The organism is Prolixibacter sp. NT017, assembly GCF_009617875.1.
Classification (GTDB): Bacteria; Bacteroidota; Bacteroidia; order Bacteroidales; family Prolixibacteraceae; genus Prolixibacter.
On the sequence record NZ_BLAV01000001.1, the window covers coordinates 2,477,268 to 2,500,473 of the forward strand.

Here is a 23,206-nt window from a genome sequence, read left to right on the forward strand (position 1 = left end):
ATTTTGACATAGGTCAATGTTGAGTAAAACATAACGCTATTACTTTGTCAAAAATGATTTTAGTTACATAATTCTTTTAAAATGTTACACTCTTTTTTAATGGTGGGGCAATCAAATATGGCGGGACGTGGTTTTCTGAAAGACGTACCCCTCATTTTTGATGAACAAATAAAAATGCTTCGTAACGGCAAGTGGCAGACAATGGTAGAACCAATTAATTATGACCGCCCGAATGCAGGTATCGGACTTTCAGCCTCTTTTGCTGCTGCGTGGCGAATGAAAAATCAATTAGAAGAGATTGGCTTAATACCTTGTGCTGACGGAGGTACTAGTTTGGATGATTGGGCAATTGATGGCCTACTATTTAAACATGCGATTTCACAAGTAAAACTCGCTCAAAAAACGAGCAAGCTGGCAGGAATTCTTTGGCATCAAGGGGAAAATGATTCGAACCCGGCTAAAGCAATTCACTATAAAGAAAAGTTTTCAGTAATTGTGCAGACATTTCGTAATGAACTTAACGATCCGGAGCTTCCAATTATCGTAGGTGGGCTTGGTAATTTTTTGACTAAAGGAATATATGGTGAGCATTTTTCAGCATTTCCAATTGTAAATAGAGCATTGCTGGATTTTGCAAAAACAAACCCGAACAGCTATTTCGTTACAGAGGAAGGGCTTACCTCAAATCCAGACTTTATACATATTGATGCGGCTTCTCAAAGAAAATTCGGTATTCGATATTTTGAGGCATTTTATAAGCAAAAAAACATATTAGAACCTCCTGCTGATGAAGATCAAATATTGGAGAGAATATACCAAAAACCGTTAAGTGCCAGTGAAAAGTACTATTTGTTGAATCTGGAATTTTCAAAAGGCGAGTTATCTTTAGAAGATTTTAAAGCAGAGTTGGGTAAATTAGAGAGATAATATAAACAAATGCTGCTAATCGAGCAGGCAGTCGACAGGCTAAATATCTGTAGGAGAACTTGTCACATTTACCCCATGTAATCAAAATCTATTTCACGGGGGCAGGCCCGGGCTATTCCGGATGTACATCAGGAACCGGCCACCGCTCTTTTCGCCTTGAAGCAATGTGGGGAATGAGAAATTTTGATTGCCTCAGACACCATGAATACAAATTTCGAAGAACAATACCTCGTAACCACCAATGGAAGATCCTTAGTACTACATGGAGTAAAACCTTATAACCATCTGCAGAGGATCCTTAGTACCATTTTTGAAGAAACCTGATAACCTCATGTGACTGGTAGTAGTAAGGTAATTTTTTCAGGGACGGAGATGCGTATCTCGCGGCTGCGGGAAGCTTAACTCACGAACACTGGAATTTCTTCTTCATCCCGCCAGGGAAAGATCTTCAACTTTGTCGGGAAACTTCTTCATCTTCACACAGAAAGTTCTTCATCTTCGTCAGGAAAGTTCTTCATCTTTCGGAGGTGAGAAATGCTTCTCGTTTGGAAGGGTTTGCAATGACTGGCTCCACCAGGACAAAACGACCGGTTCTCTGTCGTTTTCCCACACCTGTCAGTCTCGGCAAACCTATCAGCCCGAATGGCGCTCATTGGCCGGATTTTTAGCTACTCACCCCATCCAGATTGTTTTTGGAAATGATGCCTTGTAAATTCGCAGTGTCGTGAGCCCTTCGCTAATCATAAAAAAGGGTTGGGATGAGTGGAAAACCTTGTTTCGAACATTCCCCGATAGCAGGGCGTTACCGGGGAATATGCGATTGATTTAACAAGGCCTACCCCGGCGACTTAACGAGCCTTCACACTTATCGCCTCCAGAGATACATAGAAGGAAGGAGAGAAATAATCCGGTTTCAGAATCATTGGGACGTTACAGCTATATGCTTCAGAATCTGTAACTTTCCCAATATTCAGTTAAATGACTGTCTGAACTCAGACGGCGAAAGATTGGTCTTTGCTTTAAACAGTTTACTGAACGACTGCGAATGTTCGAAACCTAACTCATAAGCAATTTGACTCACCGTCAGGGTGGTTGTAGATAACTTCTCCTTCGCTTTTTCAATCAACTTGTTGTGAATATGTTGCTGTGCACTTTGTCCGGTTAACGAACGCAGCATATCACTTAGGTAACCGGGAGAAATGTTCAGATGTGCTGCCAGGTACTGGACCGTCGGAATGCCCTGATTCAAGGATTCCTGCGAATCGAAATATTCGTCTAAAATCTCTTCCAGCTTTTGCAGTAATGTACTGTTTACAGACTTTCGCGTAATGAATTGCCTTTTATAAAAACGGTTAGCGTAGTTCAACAACAACTCAATTTGAGAGACAATTACATCCTGGCTGAATTCATCAATGCGGCTTTCCAGCTCATCTTCAATAATCCTGAAAATAGATGTAATGACCTCCTTCTCCTTATCGGACAGATGCAAGGCTTCATCCGCAGCATAGGAAAAATAGTTGTATTGTCTGATTTTTTTGGCCAGCGGATAATTCAACAAGAAATCGGGATGTATGAATAGCGTGATTTGCTGATTGATACATTCATTTTCAATTGTACTGTCTTCCTCCTCGTCACTGCCGATGACTTGGTTGGGTGCAGCAAATAACATTCCTCCATCGTTAAAGTCAAAATACGTCTGCCCGTATTTCAATGTCCCGCCCAGGTAAGGCCTGTAAGATATTTTATAGAAGTTCAGGACATGACGATGGTCGGGGGCTTGTATATTTAATGGTTTATCGATACCGTTAATCAGTGCAATCAACGGATGCTGAGGAGCCAGGCCCAAAGCATTGAATGCATCTGACAGCGATTCCAATCTACGCGGGGCATTCTCATCTTTCTTCATCTTCTCTAACTTTTAATTTGCCCAAAGTGTCGATCTACCTTCTTAAAAAGCACGGTGTTAATATCCTATTCCGTAAAGATAATCATTTACAACTTCGATTATTGGCGTATTAAAAATGACAACCGATATAGCCATATATACCGGTTGTCGGGGAACTGTAGATTTATCCTTGTGCTGCATTGGAAACAGCTTCCCACTCTTCCCATGTCTTTAAACGCTGTGCGTAAGCCTCCCTGATTTCCGGCAAATTATGACTGCCTAAAAACAAACGCAGCGGTGGCTGTTCGGCATCCACCACTTCAAATATCGCTTCCGGTGTTGCTTTCGGATCACCCTGTTCCATCTTTCTTAAGCCCTCGACAAATTGGCCTTTAAAGTCATTATACCAGTCAATGCTTTGGGCAAATTTTATAGAATCCTGACTGCCAAATTCCGTTGCATAGGCCCCCGGTTCTATGATAGTGACATCGATACCAAACTGTTTTACTTCTGCCGCAAGGCTCTCATGAATGGCCTCAAAAGCCCATTTGGAAGAGCAGTAATAGCCAATCACCGGGTAGGCCAAATGGCCAACACCACTCGATGTTCCCACAATGTGTCCTTTTCCCTGTTTTCTCAGGATAGGCAACGCGGCCTGTATAACCGAAACCGGTCCCAGTACATTTGTTTCGTAGAGTGCCCGGATGTCGTCGGCACTTGCTTCTTCAATCATCCCCACAAGGGAATATCCGGCATTATTGAAAACCACATCCAACCGTCCGAAATGATCGTGAGCCGCTTTCACGGCAGACTGTACCTGGTCGGGTTGGGTAACATCCATCCGGAGTGTTAAAACATTTTCGCCGTATTTTCCCTTCAGGTCGGCAATGCTTTCCAGCTTTCGGGCCGTGGCGGCAACCTTGTCGCCACGTTGTAAAGCTGCCTCCGTCCATATGCGTCCAAACCCGCGGGATGAACCGCTAATAAACCATACTTTCTCTGTATTGCTAACAGCATTTGCTGTATTTTCTTTTTGATCCGTCATTGTGTAATCCTTTTAATTTAACAACGATACAAAGATCAAAAGAGGAAATGCCACCCATGTAGTCTAATCGAGGGGGTTTGTAACCGAAATGAGAATAGTACACCGGCACTTGACAGGACAAGTCAAAATGATCCTCCCCCGCGTCATCGTTTTGTCTTTTCCGGCCCACGCACTTATCGCCTGAGGGCGATGTGGTAGACTGGAAATGATGTGGATGACTGGAAAATGTCCCTCGTTTCGACCGCAATGGTTTGACACGAACATCGGAAAATGACTATTACTCTTTCTTGCCCTTTTGGCTCTTAAGAAACAATTACTATGTTAACAAGTAATAAAGCCTGAGCCTACCGTATAATTGTTTCCTTGCTTTTGTTGGAAGATGATAATCTTCCGGGAACTTGACAAAAAAAACGAATCCCGATGGGAATCGGGACTCGTCAAAGTGACCCTTTGACCGGTGTCATGATCTTTTCTTATCCAACCCGCTTTCCGGAATTCTCGTGCAAAACACCAATGAATAACTAAGAATGAGTATGATATATTGAGTAACCTGTCTTCGGCGTCGGGTCAAACTGATTTTAACTCTCACTCAATAAAGAAAAGAAGGATGAAACCTGACTATTTCCTGTTTAAAAAGCCTCTCGCCTCCATCCATTTCCGGCAGGCTTCGGGCCACGTAGATTGAGTGCTTCCCCCGGGAGCCATACCATATCCATGTCCGCCCGATTCGTACAGGTGGAGTTCACAGGGGATCTTGTACTTATTCAAGGCCAGCGCATAAACGATGCTGTTCCGCACAGGAACGACATTGTCATCCATCGACTGCACCAAAAATGCCGGCGGCGTTTGCGCATTGACCTGCAGCTCGTTTGAAAAATGCTTCACCTGTTCCGGTGTAGGATTGTGGCCGAGCAAATTCACGCGGCTACCCATATGGGTAATACTTGAATCCATGGAGATGACCGGATAGATCAGTAGGGAGAAATCGGGCCGGGCGCTGGTTGAATCTTCGGCATCATACACCTTTTCATTATAATGGGTTGAAACGGTGGATGCGACATGTCCGCCTGCAGAAAAACCCATGATTCCGATTTTGTCCGGATTGATGCCCCATTCTTTGGCATGGCGCCTGACAATGCGCATAGCTCGTTGCCCGTCCTGCATGGGGCCGATTGATTTGTTTTCCATGATGGCATCATCAGGCTGACGGTACGTCAATACAAAAGCGGCTACCCCAAAACTGTTGAACCATTGGGCTACCAACAAACCTTCGTGCCGGATCGCAAGCCCTGCATAGCCACCGCCCGGGCAAATGATGACTGCCGTACCCGTTGCCTTTTCCTTAGGGGCAGGATAACAGTAGAGGTCGGGAGTGGTAATGTCATGCTTATCGATCCAACCTTCGGTTGTATCAACGTTCTGCTTGAATTCGTCACTTTGAATGGCTCCGGGAACTTTCCCGTTCCAAATGTCAATTACCTGAATTTGCGCCGACAAACTGCCGGTTGTGGCAATTACGCAAATCAATGCCACCACTAATTTTTTCAAATGTAACATGTTCATTTTCTTTTATAATATTCATTCATAATGTACCAGGCCTTCTTCTTTTCTCCGTGTTCTGAGATCAGTCCTTTCCGGTTGTATCCATTCTGATAAAGCTGGTTCATACGGCCCAGCGACCTATAATCAAACAGAATCCAGGGACACACGCCACAAAGGTTAGGAACCGTTTTGAACATCGTTGTCTGGTCGATGTAAATTTGCTTTTGGTAGTCTTCGCTCCATTGCCCCGCTTCGTCTGCCGGGCCATCGCTTCCATACAAAGCGCCACCGCCAAACTCCGAGATAAACACCGGCTTATCGGGCCATGCTATCTTCCATTTGGTATCCGATGGCTTTCCTTGCCAGGGTATGTACCAGCCAATATATTCATTGAGAGCAATTAGGTCGGAGTAGTTATAAAGCGGATCCCATACGTTAAAGGTGTTGTTGCTGTAGCCTTGGGTATTTATCACGTGGACAATTAACCGGGTGGAATCTATCGCCCTGCATTTTTGGGTGAGTTCAATCAGGGCTTCATTGCGGTTGGGCGTTCCGGGATAGGTTTCGTTGGAAAGGCTCCAGATGACAACGCCACAACGGTTTTTATCCCTGCGAACCATTTCTTTCATCATGGTTTCCATTTTTTGAGGAACCACGCTATCGGCAAATTCGATATGCTGATACACCGGGATTTCATCCCACACCATCAAACCCATTTTTTCAGCTTTCTTCACCTCGTTTTCAGCATGCGGGTAGTGGGCCAGCCGAACCAGGTTGCATCCCAGTTCTTTGGCTGCGTTGAGCAGTATTTCAGCATCGCCCTCCGAATAGGCCCTTGCTGCTTTGTAGGGATTTTCTTCATGAATATTGACCGCTTTCAGAAAAATCGGCTTCTTGTTCAACAACACTTTGCCCCCCTGAACTTCAATACTCCTAAAACCAATTTGATCCGCAACGGAATCTGTTTCACTTTTGATAATTACCTGATAAAGTTTCGGATTTTCAGGCGACCAGAGTTGAAAATCGGCCGTAAACTCAACTTTTGCCAGCCCGTTTTCGTCCGACCTGGTTTTATAATCGACCTTAAGTTCCGGAATTTTTACTTCAACAGCTTGCCCGGCCTGCGTTCCATCCAGATGAACCCAGCCAAGCACTTCTTTGAGGCTGCCTTTTTTCAACTGAATGGAATAGTCATCGATGTAGGTGTTGTTGGTTTCAATCAAATCGACATCGCGTGTGATTCCGCCATAGTTGAACCAGTCGTAGCCATAGCCCGGCAAACCGTTCCCTACCCGATTATTATTGGCCTTGACGATTACTGTATTAGCACCGTTTCTTACTTTTTTTGTGATTTCGAATTGAAATGGGGTAAATCCACCTTCGTGGCTGCCGATTTTTTTACCGTTCAAATATACGTCTGCCCGGTAATTAACCGCCCCAAAATAAAGGAAAAGTCTTTTCTCTTCCGGAACTGAATAACGGAACTCCTTTTTGTACCAAACCGTCCCTTCTGTATATGTCAAGTCGCATCGTTGGGAATTAAAGTCACCCGGCACGTTCAGTTCGGGGCCGCCTTCAAACGAATACTCCACGAAGTCCGTCTTCTTTTGTGGCTTCTTTTCCTGCCAAACTTGCCTGTAGTCACCAGCCCCGGCAGGGTCAAGTATCACCGTCCACTTTCCGTCTAAACTTGCTGTGTTTCTTGCCTGAACATTAATCATGGCAGTCTGGGCATTTATGCTGCCCACTAGAAGGGTTAAAACCAAAAGAATTAATATCCGTTCCCTGATTCCTGTTTTTAAGTATTTTTTCATATAAAAGATGTTTGCCGGACGACTTGCCCGATAGTTCAGACAAGTAATCGGGTGATATTAAATAAATTCAACTTTAATAACGGTTGCAATTTCATCCATATCGTCTGCACCAGGCGTTGTAACCATTAACTGATTTCCGGTAACCGACCATTTCAGCTCAACGCCACTTCCAACCACGCTAACACGTTTGATCTCCTGGTTTGGGTTCGTTTCAAATACATGTTCCAATCCGATTTCGGTATTCGGGTCGGGCAAGCCCAATAAATAAACGTACAAGGTATTTCCGTCTTTCGATTTGGTGAACCGGACATCATCCTTGGTGTATTTCATCGTAGCTGATTGCCCCCCGAAATGTCCTTTCTCAAATTCAGCAATTCCATAGCCAAAAATCGAGTGGACTCGTGTATTATAGACGGCTTCTTCGTGTTTGTTAATCCATTTTCCAATGGTCATTAAAACGTCTTGCTGTTCTTGCGGAATGATGCCGTTTGCCATCGGGGACACATTTAACAGCACCACTCCCTTTTTGCTCCATACGTCAATCATATTGCGGATGATCAAATCGGCCTTCTTGTACTTCAAGCCTTTGGTGTAGCACCAGCTACCGTCGCTAATGGTGATATCCGTCAGCCAGTACTTTTTGGGAATATTGGTTTTCCCGCCTTGTTCAATGTCAACCAGGGAAACACTGTTCGGCAAGTCTTCCTGCTTATGAAAAACGATAGGCTCCTGTCCCCGGCTCACCGCTGTATTAAAATCGTGGGCCACCATTTCCTTCCGGTATTTTTCCGGGATCATATCCAGCCACGAATCAAACCAAATCATGTCCGGCGCATATTTATCGACAACCTCGTCCACTTGCCCCAGCCAACGGTCGTAAAACTCATCGGCCGGTATGTTCCCGTACAGGTATTTCAGTTTTTCATCTTTGGTGCTGGTAATCCCATTCGGATCGTAGGCGTAATGACTGTTCCAACCAACATTGCCACTATTGGCCCAATGGTTACTATCGTTGGCATACCGTTGCAAATTCCGGGCATGGTGGAAGGTCGTGATGGTTTTCATACCGCGCTTTTTCAGCTCCGACAAAAGCTCCCCGGTGATATCCCTTTTAGGCCCCATAGCAGCGGCATTCCACGGATTGATTTCACTGTCCCACATCGCAAAACCATCATGATGTTCCGCAACAAGTCCGGCAAATTTGGCCCCTGCTTTTTGAAACAGGTCAGCCCACCGTGCAGCATCAAAATGTTCAGCCTTGAACATCGGTATAAAATCATGATAATTGAAGTCGGCCCCATAAGTTTTAACGTGGTAATCGTGAACATCAGCACCCCATTGTCCTTCTTTAAGGTTGGTATAATACATCCATGCGGGGTACCATTCTGAACTGTACGCAGGCACGGAGTAAACGCCCCAGTGGAAATAGATTCCAAGTTTGGCATCCTTGAACCATTCCGGCTCGGAATTGTGTTTAGCCAGCGATTCCCAGGTTGGTTCATAAACATTCTTGATGTGTTCCGTTTGTTTCGGACTGCACTGGCTCAACGTGCAAGCAGCAAGCAGTAAACTTGCTATTTTCAAAGTCTTTTTAAGTGTATTCATTTTTTCGTTATCCTTCTTACAATCGATAGACGTTCGTGAAAAATCGGCTCTGTATTAATAAATTGTGCTGGTCAGCTTGACGCTGGTAGCTGTTAGCCCGGGCGATGACACCGTAAGTTTGATATCTCCGGCTGCACGAGTACTCTTCACGACAACCAGCGCCCTCCCCTTCCAGCATTTCCGGGAATCGCCAACATACGAATCCGTGTCTTTCATGTCGCCATTGCATACACCCGCAATGACACCCGGGCCTTCAATGCTAAACTGCAAGCGGTTGTCGGCGTTTGGCTGAATAATCCCATCCTTATCGGTAACTTCAATCGTAATGTATGACAAGTCCTGTCCATCTGCACGAATTTCTTTCCGGTCAGCCGTTAGTTTCATTTTTGCAGCTTCACCGGCTGTTTGCAGCGTAGTCGATTCAACTTCCTGATCATTTTCAACCCCAACAGCCTTTAATGTACCGGGTGAATAAGGTAAAGTGAACGTCGCTTTGTACTCCTCCTTTTCTGTTGTCGGCTGCTCGCCAACGAGTTTCCCGTTGAGGAATAACCGGACTTTGGGGTATTTGGAATACACTTCTACCTGAATGTCCTTTCCTTCGTGGCCCGGCCAGGTCCAGCTTTCCCAGGTTGGCCATACCGACCACCAGGTCAGTTTGATCTCGCCATTATCCGGATTGGGTTCGCGAACGGCCATGTAGAGCTTTTCAGTATCGTTCCACAAGATGTTGCGGTAGTGTGAAATGGGTTTCCGCCATCCGGTCAGGTCGATGTCGCCACAATAGGCGCCATGCCAGGGAAAAAAGTCGCCCTCCCAATGTTCGCCCGGAGGATCGTTCGGGTAATACCAACGTCCGATACTCGATTCACCCAAATAATCCATCGCTGTCCAGACAAAATCGCCAATAACGTAGTCGTTGTTTTTCACCAACTGCCAATTTGCAAAAGCATCCCTGGGATATGATTCCGTTTGAACAATGATGCGGGAGGGCACCCGCTGGTGATCATCAGGCGCGCTGCTTAAATGATAATTGTACCCCGCAACATCGTGTGCCGCCATCAATGGGTCGAAAGCATCCCAATCGTTTCCCCAGCCTACAATAGCCGAGGTGATGGGGCGGGTCGAGTCCAATTTTCTTATTTCGCCAGCCAGCATCTTTGCCGTTTCAACAGCCTGCGGTTCTTTTCGTTCTGGAATCTCATTACCGATGCTCCACATGATCACCGATGGGTGGTTCCGGTCGCGCAAAACCATGGCATCCAAATCGCGCTGCCACCATTTGTCGAAATATCGGGCATAATCGTATTTGTTTTTACCAACGGTCCAGCAATCAAACGATTCGTCCATCACCAGTAGCCCCAGCCGGTCGCAGGCATCCAAAAAAGCCTCGGAGGGAGGATTATGGGAAGTTCGAACGGCATTATAGCCTGCTTCTTTCAGCAACTCTACTTTGCGTTCCTCGGTGCGGTCGAAAGCGGCAGCCCCCAAACAGCCGTTATCGTGATGGATACAGCCACCGTCAAGTTTGACGGTTTTGCCATTCAGTTGAAACCCGTTTTCAGGCGTGAATTTGATGGAGCGAATGCCAAAGGTGGTTTTGGTCTCGTCAATGGTTTGACCTTCTTTTAAAACCTGAATTTTAGCTGTATACAGATTGGGCGTTTCCGGCGTCCAGAGCATCGGATTTGAAACCTGAATCGACCGGGTGATTTTTTTCTCGCTGTTGGCAGGTAATTCCACCTCGGCTTCATCATCGGCAACACCTTTCGAATTTTCAGCCAACAAGTCGGTTTTTATACTGACATGCTGCGGCGAACCGGTTTCGTTTCGGACAACTGTTTCTAGTTGAACGGTTGCATTATCCGCCGACACTTCGGGAGTGGTAACAGCAACTCCCCATTGAGCCACATGCACCGGATTGGTAATCCTCAACCACACATGGCGGTAGATGCCCGAACCACTATACCACCGGCTGTTGACCTGTTGTGAGTTATCCACCCGCACCGCGACGATATTCTTTTTACCAAAATCCAGATACGACGAAAGGTCGTAGCTGAATGATGTGTAACCGTAGGGATGAACGCCCAGCGATTTACCGTTAATGAAGACTTCGGCATTCATGTAAACACCGCCGAATTCAATGGAAATTTTCCGGCTTTTCCATGCATTGGGAACGTTGAAGGATTTCCGGTACCAGCCAATGCCCGCCGGAAAATATCCACCGGCCATCCCGGTCGGATTCGAATGGTTTATTTTCCCTTCGATGCTCCAATCGTGCGGGAGATCCAGCGTGCGCCAGCTTCCATCGTTAAAATCCAGGGAACTGGCAGCGGCGGTATCGCCTAAAAAGAACTTCCAGTTGGAATCAAATAATTGCTTTCGCTCAATGTTGACCGACTGTTGTGTACAGCTCAACATACAAACGATCATGAGCAGCAATGCTGCCGGGATTCCTTTCTTATAATAACGGTAATTTTTTTGTGTGTCTGTCAGGTTCATTGTATTTATTGGTTTGAATAAGTGTAAGAGGGATGTTTTTGATTTATGACCAGCAGCTTCGAATCAAACGAGTTCCGGAATGGCAGAATATTTGAATCAAATGACTTCAACGGATTGACTTTTTCCGACCATTCCTGGTACAGGGAGCGCAGGACATGCATGACAACAATATACTTCAGATTTAAGGTCTTTTTCAGATAATCCAAATCTGCTTTCCCTTCATTTAACGGCTCTTAGTAAAGAAATGCCACATCTACCGGATCTTTCCACTTCCCGCTTTGGGCCATGTAATCTTCGAAATTATCCATTTTTATATCGCCCGAATGAAAAATCCGGGCACCATCCATATTGATGTAAAACCCTATATTTTTCATATGCTTCTCAATATCAACACCATCCCCTATATACGACATCTGTTTTAACCCGAGAGCATTCGCGGTCACCCCATCAATGGTTTGTGTGGTACTTTTATTTATTTCGGGTGTGAGTTCGCACATCTGTTTTCTCACTAAAAAACAGCAGCTTAGAGCACTCCGACAACATCAAGCACAACCACGGAATCGTCACCGTCAGGGGCATTCGCAGGTAACGAAATCTGTATTTCCCCGTCTTCAACGGAATAATCAAGTGCTTTGTCCGGATCATCCATTAGGTAAACTCTTAATTCCAATCAAGTTTCTAAGTTTCATTCCATTTTTTATCTCAAAAATTCACAACAACTTTATTTCCGTCATATGTAACCAGCTTATCCGGGGTCGTCGATAATTCTCCACCATGCCCCTGAGCAGGACTAACGATGACAATATTGAACGACCTACTTTCAAGCATACCCGGGAATTTACCATTTCGTTTATGTATTGTAAGCGATTTTTGTTTATCGTTCCATGAAAAGAGAATGGTTGAATAAATCCCTTTTTCATAGTTATAATTGTCATTTTCATCTTCGTAGAGTGTGAATTCACCGTTTGCTCCCTCATAAATGCGGATTTCAAGACTGTTCCATTTCTTTTCGGTAGCGTATTGCACTTTTGGCCCTACCAGTAATATTGAACCAGCTTTTACATAGAGCGGAATAATATCCAGCGGGGTTTCTTTTTGGATGGTTTGACCGCCGTTTACTTTTTCGCCTGTCCAGAAGTCGTACCAGTCTGTTCCTTTCGGCAAGTAAACTTCTTTTGTTTTTACCGAACTAAAATCCTCCACTTTAACCGAATCGTTTCCCTTTGCTACATTTTTCCAATACATAGGTTTAGTTACAGGGCTTACCAACAACGATTTACCAAACATAAATTCATCATTGAGATTTATTGCCTGTTTGTCGGCGGCAAAATCCATTACCAGCGCGCGCATCATACTGGACTGATTGGCTGTAACCTGCCACGATGTCGAATAAATGTATGGTAATAAGCTATATCTTAAGTTGATATATTTTTCAATCGCGTCGTAAGTAGGGTTGCCTTTTTTACCAAACTGGTAGATCTCTCGCGGGTATCCCTCGCCGTGCGAACGCATCATCGGGCAAAAAGCCCCGAACTCCATCCAACGGACTTGTAACTCCCTGTAATCGGGGTTTTCGAGTGGATTTTTGAATTTTTGCAGAAAGAAGCCACCAATATCCGAGTTCCAGTTGGGTATGGCTGAAAGTGAAAAATTAAGGCCCGCAGAGATCTGATTTTTCAACGTTTCCCACGATGCAGTAACGTCGCCCGACCAGGTATTTGCACCATAGCGTTGCTGACCTGCAAAAGCAGAACGGGTAAGTATAAAAACACGTTTATCGGAAGTTACCTCGCGCTGATGTTGATAAACTCCTCCAACGGTCATTAACGGATAAGCATTCCGCACTTTCCGAAAGCTACCCAAATAGGTTTTATTATCAAAATCAGTTGATTTCTCATCCAAATGATCGGGTTCTGTCGAATCCATCCACCAACCATCCATGCCCAATTTGAAGATACCATTATTCAAGTATTTCCAGTATAAATCGCGTGCTTTAGGATTGTAAGCATCATAAACCTTAACGCCGGAAGGATAATCCTTATTAACAGGGAATTTTTCGGATCCGGATTCAGGCCATGTTTTAAAATTGAACAAGGCATTCATTTTCTCTAACTCACGGAATTGCTTTGTCATTGGCCCAAATGAACTCCAAATTGAAATAATCATGTGAGCGTTAAGCGCGTGAACATCATCTACCATTTTTTGAGGATCCTGAAATCCCGGATTAAGAAACTCCATGGCATTCCATAAATAATTGTTCCCCCAGTATCGCCAGTCCTGGATAATTCCATCCAAAGGCACATTGAGTTCCCTGTATTTTTTCACGACATCAACTAACTCATCCTGGGTTTTATAACGCTCGCGGCTTTGCCAGAATCCGTATGTCCACAACGGAAACATGGGTGCCTGACCGGTAAGGTCGCGCATGCAAGCAATCACACCATCGGCGTTACCCCCGTTCATAAAATAGTAATCGATGCAATCTCCTACTTCAGACTTAAAAGTCGTCCCCTCCTTGTTATCATCAAATTGAGTGGGCGAATAGTTGTCCCAAAACAAACCATAGCCCTTCACTGACTGAAAAAACGGGATATAATCATCGAGATTACCCTGTACCATTTTAAGGCTTACGTTGCGTTTCGACATTTTCCCCTGTTGCTGCTGGCCCAATCCGTAGATTTCTTCATCCTTTTCCAGTTCGAAGGACTGAGACACGGTGTATGATTTTTCTCCCGCATCATTCATGACGGTAAATGATGTCGTACCTGCTTTTTCTTTGAATAATGGCAGCTGGTTTCCTGAATTAAAACTAACCTGACCACTATTCATATTAATCGAAACGCTCAACGACTTGCTTGTCAAAACAAGATTATCTCCAACTTTTTTTGTACGAAATGCAACTTTCTCCAGTTTTTTTATAACCGACAGGCTCTGCTTTGTGCAAACATTCCCTTGTGGATATTTCAGAACCCTTACAATAGATGGAGTATAAAACTGAATTTCAATATTTACGGCATCAATTTCAGCCTTCACTCCGATATCCGTCATTTTGTATGACTGTGCATTTGCAGTACTCACAAAAAGGGCGAACAGCAACGCAATTTTAGTCGCCAGTTTTTTCATGTGGTTCTTAGAACTTATTTCTTAATATTTTACAACACCTAAATCTCCATTTCACAGTGATCCAATACCTCAGCAAATCGCTTTCTTACTGCTTGTCAGTAGGAACATCAAGAACAACCACAGAATCGTCGCTGTTCGGAACCTTTGCCGGCAACGAAATCCGAATATTCCCGTTTTCGACTGTATAATCAAGCGCTTTGTCGGGATCATTCATCAAATACACTTTTGTAACGGAATTTTTAAGTGCCGGAACTAAAAGAATTCCATCCTGAGGCCACGAAAATACATGGGCGAATAATTTGCCTTTCTTTTTGGTATAAAAACCCCATTCGGGTTCAGTCTTAAACGGGCTGCGTGTAGCGCCGTATATGCTTTGACCGTAAATGTCCATCCATTTTCCTATGGCTTTTAGCTTGTCGGCGGTTTGTTCCGGAACGGTTCCATCTCCTTTGGGGCCGATATTGAGCAGGTAATTTCCATCACGTGAAACTACTTTTACCAATTCCTGGATCAACGCTTTGGTTGATTTGTAGTCATGGTCGTTTTTATTGTAGCCCCACGAGTGGTTCATCGTTTGGCAAGTTTCCCACTGGCGATCCAACGGTGCGTCGGGTACATTTTGTTCCGGACATTCATAATCCCCCAGGCCAAAACTGCGGCACACCCGTTCGTTGACCACCAGGTTCGGATCAAGTTTCACCAAGTAATTATACAGATCGATCCCGTCCGCTTTCGTCCACCATTTTTCAAGGGTTGGCTTGCCTGCATTGTACGTCCAATCACCATCAAACCAAAGCGAGGCGGGATGATAGCGGTCAATTAATTCCTTCAATTGCGCTTTCATATCCCGGATGTAGGCCGTCCGGGCCGAATCCGACTTCATGGTTGAGTAAGTCGAGCCATTGATATGGCTAATCTCCTGCGAAGAATGGCTCCAGTCAAGGATGGAATAATAGAGACAGCATTTGATGCCGGCGGCGTCGCAGGCTTTTTTTAGCTCCATCAGCACATCGCGTTTCCCGAAAGGTGTAAAACGCTGAAGGCTGTACATTTTTTTGCCCGTTACATCCTTAAAGCTTTTCACTCTGGTGTCCCACATGCTGAAACCTTCATGGTGTTTAGCGGTGATGACAATGTACTTCATGCCCGCATCCTTTGCCAGTTGAACAATTTCATTGGCATCGAACTTCGATGGATTAAAATGAGACGAGACTTGCTGCTGATAATCGGCCTTTTTCCAGTGTTCAACACTAAATGCCCATTCGCCATGCGCCAAATACGAATAGCTACCAAAGTGGATGAACATACCAAAACGGTCATTGTACCACCACTTTAACTTCTGAGGAATTTGATACTGGGCATTTGCCCGGAACGATGGAACAACGCCCATCAATACCATCCACGTGAGTATGATGAAACGCTTTTTCATAAACCTAATTTTAAAAATTTTAATTTCATTTTATTTTTGAATAATTCCTTTCCGGTCATCCGTTCTGAAAGGCACCGCAGGCAAGCCTGCAGAATTCACCAGGTTGCATTCAGGATTATCCGCCCAGGCATAGCGCACCTCTACCGGTTCGGCAACTTCATCGGAATAGACGACAACTTCATTGCCTTCAATTTTGGCCTTCGCCCAATAGAATTGCCACTTTGCGAATATTAATTTTACTTTTCATAAACGTATTGTCATTCCATTATTTGCTGATGGTTTTCAAACACTTATCAGTAACAGTTCATACCTGTTTCTCAAGGTTTAATTTTCTCAATCCTGGCCGTCCATCCGCCACCCGGTGCCAGGTTCATTTCAATTTTATCCTTGTTGGAAACGATTTTGATTTCACGTTTGTAGTCGGTAGCATCGCGGTCTGCATTCACCCCGTCGCAGAATATCTCGGCTTTGTATTTGCCTTCAGGTAAAAAAGAGAGGGCGACGCTAAGCGTACGGCTGTCCCAATTGGTCATTGCTCCAACATACCAGTCATCACCTTTACGACGGGCTGTTACAATGTACTTTGATACTTTGGCATCCAATATTTTCGTTTGGTCGAATACAGTCGGCGTTTTGGCAATAAACCGCGCACACTCCGATTCTTTCCGGTAGGCTGTCGGATTATCGGCCATCATTTGCAATGGCGCTTCGAACACCACGTACATAGCTAGTTGGTGGACGCGGGTTCCCTGGCTCATTGGCATTGAGTTCGATGGGTGAAAATTTGCCTTTGTTGCGTTGCGCATGGCGCCGGGTGTGTAATCCATCGGGCCGGTCATCATGCGCATAAACGGAAGTGTCACATCATAAGGCGGAACATTGTCGGTTGCCCATTTGACGTTTTCCATGCCCTTCACGCCCTCGAAATTCAGCACGTTTGGCCATGTGCATTGGAGGCCCGAAGGTTTCATGCCATGATAATCAAGGATCATTTTGTAATGTGCCGCCATTTCGGCCAATTCGTAGCACGAGTGCATCGCCAGTTGATCGTCGCGGTCAAAAAAGTCGACCTTGAATCCTTTGACGCCCATGACCAAATATTTGGCAAACGCTTGCTCTTTCACCCTATCGAAGTCGTGCCACGATGCCCACAGGATAATATCCACATGCTTGTTTTTGGCATAGGCCAGAATTTCTTTCAGGTCGATCTTATCCGAGGGGGTCATCACATCGTGCCCTTTGTACCAGCCTTCGTCAAGCACCACATATTCCACTCCGTAATCCGAAGCAAAGTCAATGTAATATTTGTAGGTCGGGGTATTTATGCCTGCGCGGAAATCGACATGTGAAATGTTCCAGTCGTTCCACCAGTCCCACGCCACTTTGCCGGGCTTAATCCACGAAACATCGGCAATGCGGGACGGCGCAGCCAACCGTTGAACCATATCATTGTCCGCCAACTCTTTATCGTTATGGCTAAGGAAAACGATTCTCCACGGGAAGGCACGAGGGGCTGTCGTTTTAGCGATAAAGTCAGCTCTTTTAGTGACCACAAAATCAAGGCTGTCAAATCCACCTACCCGTTCTTTCAAAGGATATTTTGGAAAAATACCATGAACGCCAAATTTTGTAGGGTCATTTATTTTGTAATACATCCCCGGATAATCCTCCAGATCGGTTTCCATGAGCATGGCTTTATTCTGGTTCCCTAAATCGACCAAGAGAGGCAGAATCGCCAACGAGTCTGCCCTGAAATCTGACAAAGGAATATGGTCATACACCGCTTCGAATGCCGATTCAAATGGGTCTCCTTCACGCAAATCGCGAACATAAGGCACCCAGGCTTTATAATCTGCCTTAAAGTTGAAGTTCGCATCTTCGTTGGCAATGACGATGCCTCCTTTCTTTGAAGAATAAAAACGATAGGCCACCCCATCGTTGTAAGCCCTGAAAATGATACCAAAATCGCCTTTACACGTTATGGTCAACTGATTGTAGTTGTCGGTGACGCTATCCTTCCGGTAATTGATTGCTTTTAGTTCTTCGTTGACTGAAAGCCTTTTGGCTGATTTTACCTGTACATTTCGGCCCAAAGCCGTTCCGTCTGCCAATTGAAGCGAAATCAATGACGGCGCCAATATCGTATCGCCGGCATTTATCAATGTCCAGGACAAATCGGCACCAGCCTGTATGCACAAAACAATTTGTCTGTCAGGTGATTCCAGTTGGTAGACTTTCGGTTTGGTTGCAGCATTGCAGTTGACAATAAAAAGGACTGCAAGCAAAAAAAGGGAAAGGGAATAGGTTGCTTTTTTCATTGTGTATACATGTTATTTTATTTCAAAAGCGCAACTTATTTGAATCTTTTGCTTTGAAATTGAAGATTTAAATTCATCAGCTTAGGAACTTTATATTGAAAATTTTACTTCTTCAACGATTGAAGCTATGCCTGCAGCGGGTCAGATGTTCCAATCCCCGAAGTATTCATCCCCACGAGTAGCCAAACTAAAAAAATTGTATTTTTTAAACTCATTCAATACGATGATGAGTTATAGTCTTATTTAATTTGATTTTTATTGGTTTGCTCCTGCCATGATAGCATCAATCGTCCGCTGATCTTTTACGGTATAATTTGATCTATCCAATACGCCGCCAGTGTCCCACCAGAATGGAATTAAGCCATTTTCTAATGCTTTTCTTGTTACATAAGTGATCCAATGATCCACTGAATTATTGTGTTTATCCAATTCTTTAGGTACATTTTGGGTATTGCCCCTCCTGTAAGCACCATACTCACCCAAGATTACCGGGATACCCTTGTCTACAAATTTGCTTTTTGCCAAACTAAACGACTGATCTACTGCATCCTCTTCTCCGTAGGTAGCATTGCGTTCAGGCTCAATATCTGAATGATAATCTTTACCCCAGTAGTAAGCCATTTTACCCCAGTCGACGTCTTCATTCAATATGCAGAATTGAGAAGGACTGTAAAAATGTACCTCAGCCATCAAACGCCCCTCAATCTCATCCGTGGGCATGTCCATCAGATCATTACTTTTTTCAATATTCGTGCCAGGCCCCTGAACTACAAGCACCCGATAGCTGTTTCTTCCTCCTGTAGAGCGAACTGCGTTTACAAAAGTTTGATGATAGGAAAGTAGTACTTCCATTTGTTCTGCGTTATCTACATTCGGCTCGTTGGCACTGGCAAACATCAGGTGTTCGTCAAAATCGCGCATGGCCGTTGCGATTTGCTCCCAGTAAGCTTTTTGTTTGGCGTTTACCGAATCCTTTTTTTCCGGTGTACAGTTGTTCTCGAGCCAGCCTCCATCCCAATGGATATTTAGAAGCACATACATGTCATTGTTCACACAATAGCCTACCACTTCTTTTACCCTGTTGAGCCACGCAGGATCGATGCGTGCAGTTTTTTTGTCCACCACATGGTGCCAGTCCCAGGCGCAAGGAATGCGAATCGCATTGAAACCTTGCTGCTTGACAAATTTCACATAGTCTTCTGTGATAGCAGGGTTTCCCCAGCCTGATTCTCCTCCGGGAGCTTCCATCGTGTTGCCGATGTTCCAGCCCAGTTTCATTTTTGCTGCCAACTCCATTGCTGTACTGGCCATTCCAGTATTGTCGGGCGCCTGTGGCGATGTATTGTAAGAAGGGAATAATTGGCTGGGCTGCGAAACTGTAATCCGGCGAGATTGGCCGTTTGAAGAGCTAACGACAATGGTCGTCGAGCGGGTTGCTCCTGTACTGTTAACCGTCGTTGACAATTCAATCTTACTGCTTCCACCACTCCCTGAAAGTTGACTTAACTGTAACCACGACACAGAATTGCTTGTACTCCAGGAATCGTTGCATTCTATCGTTATCGTTGACTCCCCTCCCTCTGCTTCAAAAGTAAGCTCACTGACAGAAACCGTCAGGATGGGATCCACCCGGTCTGTGCCTTCGCAGGAAACAAAAAACAGAAGGACACTTAGAAAAATTAAAGTTTTCTGTAACAATCTAAACATCATTTTACTATAAAAAGTTAATGAATAATTCAAGAATAGAAATCTGTCGGGCAAAAGCACCAACCGATTTATTAAAAAAGTTGGGGACAAACAGGAGTCTCCTGCCTGTCCACAACAAAAAAAGCTATCGTCTTACCACCCTAAAATTGTCAAAGGCAGCTTCAAAATTGTCTGTAGTTGAATTGCGATAGTTATGAAGATAAATTCTAAAGTATGTCTTTCCTGAGCTACCGACTATATCCGTGATTTTTGAAATAGGATCACCTTCACCGTCATCAAGACGGAACGAGGATAACGGGATAGTTACTGTTTGCCACCCGTCAGTTGTAACGGGAATAGTCTTACTGGCTGATACCTTCCACGGTTCGTATCGTGCTATATAATTACTAGCATTTGCTGTTCTGATACAAAGCGTACCTCCGCTCCATGGTTTAATAACCTTCATTTCAAATTTCATGGCCCAATTGTCGCCGGAATCATCCAGGTTCTCAGTTGGTACCCACTGACCACCGGCATCGTTGATAAGAATTTGATTTCCTCCCCAACCTTCAAGATAACCATCTTCTCCGGCTTCCAGAGGACCGCTTTTATAGACAAGGTACATACTGTAACCAACACCATATTCAGTATTATAGGAAGGCCAACCTGTAGTATTGGGGTCTGAGCTCCAAAGACTCACATCGCCATTACCCCAGCCCCAGCCGAAGTAGTCGCCCCACTCCATGTTGGCCAAAATACCTACGCCACCGGAGTTTATAAACGCAATGTCATTCACATTATAAGCAGTTGTAAATGAACCCGACTGAGTTATAATCTCAACCGGACCGCTTTGAGACAAAGCCGGTGAAACAAAGCTAAGAACAGACTCATCTGCCGATACTTCGTAGTCGGTTATTTCTGTACCAGCGAAAGTAAAACTTTGAATTGAGGTAAAGTTATATCCGTATAAATGAACCAAATCACCTTCATGGGGTACCTCTAATGAGATATATGATATAACCGGAGGACCAACAATTTTAATGGAGAAATTAGTTGACCCAACCGCGGTGGAATAAGTAATGGTATTTGCCAGCGAAGCCTGGGAACCCGATAAATCAGCAGGAACCTGGACGATTGCGCTTGTGTCGGTATAAACCACTTTGCTCAAATCGGCAGCAATACCCTGAAATAATATTTCTGTGGCATTCTGGAGGCTATATCCGACAATATTGATTTCATCACCGGGGTACAACACATGAACAACCGTATCATTTGGAGAAGCTTCATTATTTCTCACACGAGAGATCAATGGTACACCAATAATATTGATATTAAATGTAGCCGTCCCCCCTTCACTGATTGCGGTAACGGTATTTAGTTCATCTGCCGGAACTGATTCAAACTGGATATCAGGTAATTGCACAACAAGACTTTCATCGGCAAAAAGTGCAGTGTTAATTTTAGCAGGTACAGAGCCAAAATACACCTGGCTAACTCCACTCAGGTGATGTCCCAACAAAACGACCCACTGGCCGGTCTGTATCGTGGTAACAGCCGTATCATTGGGAGAAGCGGCATAATTTACGACACCCGTAATAACCGGTGGTTCTACTTTATCCTTCTGACAAGCGCCCACAAATAGGATCACCGCTGCCAGAAAAATTGCCTGCCAGTAATAGGTGTATTTATCTATTCTATTTTTCATTGTTGCTAATTTTTTCTTTTATACTAATAATAAGGTACGGGTGCGTCTAACAACTTTGGATTAGCCGTTATTTCAGATGATGGGATCGGGAGCCTGAATGAATTAGCGGTAGCCGGTGTAATAACGCCAAAGGGATTCTCCGGTTCCGCAACTCCGTCATTATAGGTGAAGGGAACACGCTCTCCTCCATTCAGAAGGCTGATGGCTTTCTGTGGGTTGTAGTATGAAAGGCTCACCAAATCACCCCAATACTGACTTTCTGCTGCCAACTCGATCCTTCTTTCTTTTAGCAGGATATCGGCATCAATTGAATTTACCGGTTGCACCCCGGCCCTTGTACGGACTTTGTTAAAATACATCAGCGCATCAGCATCTGAAGTTGAACTGTTGTTACCCAGAATTGCTTCGGCATAAACCAGGTACACATCCGCGAGTCGCAGCAAGGCATTGTGTTCGGCAGATGAAGTCAACGTCATGATTGGGACATTGTTGTCTTTCTTTGTGCCAATGATGTGTTTCTTCAATCCGGATTCGCCGGTAAAAGTATATCCGCCGCCGGCCGCGTTTAACTCCGGATAATAATCGCCCTTCAGCATAAAGGTTGCTTTGCGCCTGATCGTATCATCCGCGGAGTATTGCAAGTACATATCGTAAGTAGGTCGGATTCCGAACCAACCGGCCTGTCCGTCGGCAGAAATTTCTGTACCGCCCGGAGAATAAATTTGCAACATGTTGCCCTCAAACCAACCGCTGGTAGTGGGGTCCCAACGCAATGCAAACAGCGCTTCGTCGTTATAATTATTCTCGGTTTTAAACAGATCGGCATAGTTATCCATCAATTCCAGGCCACTGTTTTTACAAACATTGCCGGCGTATAGTTTGGCGCTATCTAAAAGCGCCTGATCGCGTTTCCCGATGCTTTTCGGGGCTAAACCGGACCATGATAAATAGACCTTAGCCAGCAACCCCTGTGCAGACCATGTGGTCACCCTTCCGCGCTCCCAGTCTGAACCCACTGCTTCAGGAAGGTTCCTAGTGGCAAACGTCAGGTCGTTTACAATAAACCGGTATACATCATTCACCAGGTTGCGGGGAACCAAAGGTGAACTAATTAGTTTGGTATTGTCTTCGATGATAGGAACGTCACCCCATAACAACCCCAGGTTGTAGTAAGCATATGCACGAATAAACCTGGCTTCGGCAAGAGCCGCATTTTTATCTGCTTCGGGAACAGATTTTGGTGTTTTAGCATTGATTGCGTTAATCGTGGTATTGCAATGGGCGATTACCTTGTACATGCCTCTCCAATTGGCAACTACGGCTCCGTTTAAACCAGTAACCGAAAAGGTATTGAGTTGAACAGCATCATCATTATATCCCAGTACCATGTTTCCACTCATTACATCGCCAATAGTCAAATAGCTGGTATACGTATATTCGGACCAGGGCGCACCCGCATATAAAGCAGCGGTTGCCAGCTTTAAATCAGAAGTAGTTTGATAGAAGTTTTCTGTACTGATCTGCGATAGTGGAGGACGATCGAGAAAGTCCTTATTACAGGAGGCCAATAGCCCGGCAACCAAAAGCGCCGGATAAAATATTTTTGATTTTAAATTCATAGCATT

General features: G+C 44.7%; 16 protein-coding genes. 2 read left to right on the forward strand and 14 right to left on the reverse strand.

Annotation, left to right across the window (positions count from 1 at the left end):
- The first annotated feature begins 81 nt into the window (after positions 1-81).
- Together GJU87_RS10175 and GJU87_RS10180 are read left to right on the forward strand one after the other, a co-directional pair.
- A complete protein-coding gene (locus GJU87_RS10175) occupies positions 82-927 on the forward strand; it encodes a sialate O-acetylesterase (RefSeq protein ID WP_153639426.1) in 846 nt (281 codons plus the stop codon).
- A gap of 454 nt (positions 928-1,381) precedes the next feature.
- Positions 1,382-1,639, forward strand: coding sequence for a hypothetical protein (locus GJU87_RS10180; protein ID WP_153639427.1), 258 nt, complete (start codon positions 1,382-1,384; stop codon positions 1,637-1,639).
- Positions 1,640-1,897: 258 nt separating this feature from the next.
- Here GJU87_RS10180 and GJU87_RS10185 read toward each other — a convergent pair whose 3' ends face one another.
- The 14 genes from GJU87_RS10185 to GJU87_RS10250 form a co-directional block, all read right to left on the reverse strand.
- A complete protein-coding gene (locus GJU87_RS10185) occupies positions 1,898-2,833 on the reverse strand; it encodes an AraC family transcriptional regulator (RefSeq protein ID WP_153639428.1) in 936 nt (311 codons plus the stop codon).
- Between the two features lie 163 nt (positions 2,834-2,996).
- On the reverse strand, positions 2,997-3,857 hold the full coding sequence (locus GJU87_RS10190) for an SDR family NAD(P)-dependent oxidoreductase (protein WP_153639429.1): 861 nt from the start codon (positions 3,855-3,857) through the stop codon (positions 2,997-2,999).
- Between the two features lie 618 nt (positions 3,858-4,475).
- Positions 4,476-5,414 carry an alpha/beta hydrolase gene (locus tag GJU87_RS10195; protein ID WP_194831503.1) on the reverse strand — a complete coding sequence of 313 codons (939 nt, stop codon included), beginning with the start codon at positions 5,412-5,414 and terminating at the stop codon, positions 4,476-4,478.
- Positions 5,415-5,416: 2 nt separating this feature from the next.
- The gene (locus tag GJU87_RS10200) at positions 5,417-7,213 is read right to left on the reverse strand and encodes a glycoside hydrolase family 2 protein (RefSeq protein ID WP_228491946.1); all 1,797 of its coding nucleotides are present in this window, start codon (positions 7,211-7,213) and stop codon (positions 5,417-5,419) included.
- Between the two features lie 57 nt (positions 7,214-7,270).
- Entirely contained in the window at positions 7,271-8,818 is a 1,548-nt protein-coding gene (locus GJU87_RS10205; protein ID WP_153639431.1) for an alpha-L-fucosidase, read from the reverse strand.
- Positions 8,819-8,872: 54 nt separating this feature from the next.
- Positions 8,873-11,320, reverse strand: coding sequence for a sugar-binding domain-containing protein (locus GJU87_RS10210; protein ID WP_228491947.1), 2,448 nt, complete (start codon positions 11,318-11,320; stop codon positions 8,873-8,875).
- Positions 11,321-11,553: 233 nt separating this feature from the next.
- Positions 11,554-11,829 (reverse strand): MBL fold metallo-hydrolase, encoded by a 276-nt coding sequence (locus tag GJU87_RS10215; protein ID WP_194831504.1) that lies wholly within the window; start codon positions 11,827-11,829, stop codon positions 11,554-11,556.
- A 14-nt stretch (positions 11,830-11,843) separates the two neighbouring features.
- Positions 11,844-11,990: a hypothetical protein gene (locus GJU87_RS10220; protein WP_153639433.1), complete on the reverse strand. Its 147-nt coding sequence runs from the start codon at positions 11,988-11,990 to the stop codon at positions 11,844-11,846.
- 32 nt (positions 11,991-12,022) lie between these two features.
- A complete protein-coding gene (locus GJU87_RS10225) occupies positions 12,023-14,443 on the reverse strand; it encodes a TIM-barrel domain-containing protein (protein WP_153639434.1) in 2,421 nt (806 codons plus the stop codon).
- An 85-nt stretch (positions 14,444-14,528) separates the two neighbouring features.
- Entirely contained in the window at positions 14,529-15,872 is a 1,344-nt protein-coding gene (locus GJU87_RS10230; protein WP_153639435.1) for an alpha-L-fucosidase, read from the reverse strand.
- Positions 15,873-16,189: 317 nt separating this feature from the next.
- Positions 16,190-18,190 carry a glycoside hydrolase family 97 protein gene (locus GJU87_RS10235; RefSeq protein ID WP_153639436.1) on the reverse strand — a complete coding sequence of 667 codons (2,001 nt, stop codon included), beginning with the start codon at positions 18,188-18,190 and terminating at the stop codon, positions 16,190-16,192.
- A 255-nt stretch (positions 18,191-18,445) separates the two neighbouring features.
- Positions 18,446-19,819, reverse strand: a complete 1,374-nt coding sequence (locus GJU87_RS10240; RefSeq protein WP_228491948.1) for a cellulase family glycosylhydrolase — start codon at positions 19,817-19,819, stop codon at positions 18,446-18,448.
- A gap of 202 nt (positions 19,820-20,021) precedes the next feature.
- The gene (locus GJU87_RS10245; protein ID WP_153639437.1) at positions 20,022-21,581 is read right to left on the reverse strand and encodes a glycan-binding surface protein; all 1,560 of its coding nucleotides are present in this window, start codon (positions 21,579-21,581) and stop codon (positions 20,022-20,024) included.
- A gap of 23 nt (positions 21,582-21,604) precedes the next feature.
- Entirely contained in the window at positions 21,605-23,200 is a 1,596-nt protein-coding gene (locus GJU87_RS10250; protein WP_153639438.1) for a RagB/SusD family nutrient uptake outer membrane protein, read from the reverse strand.
- Between the last annotated feature and the right edge of the window lie 6 nt (positions 23,201-23,206).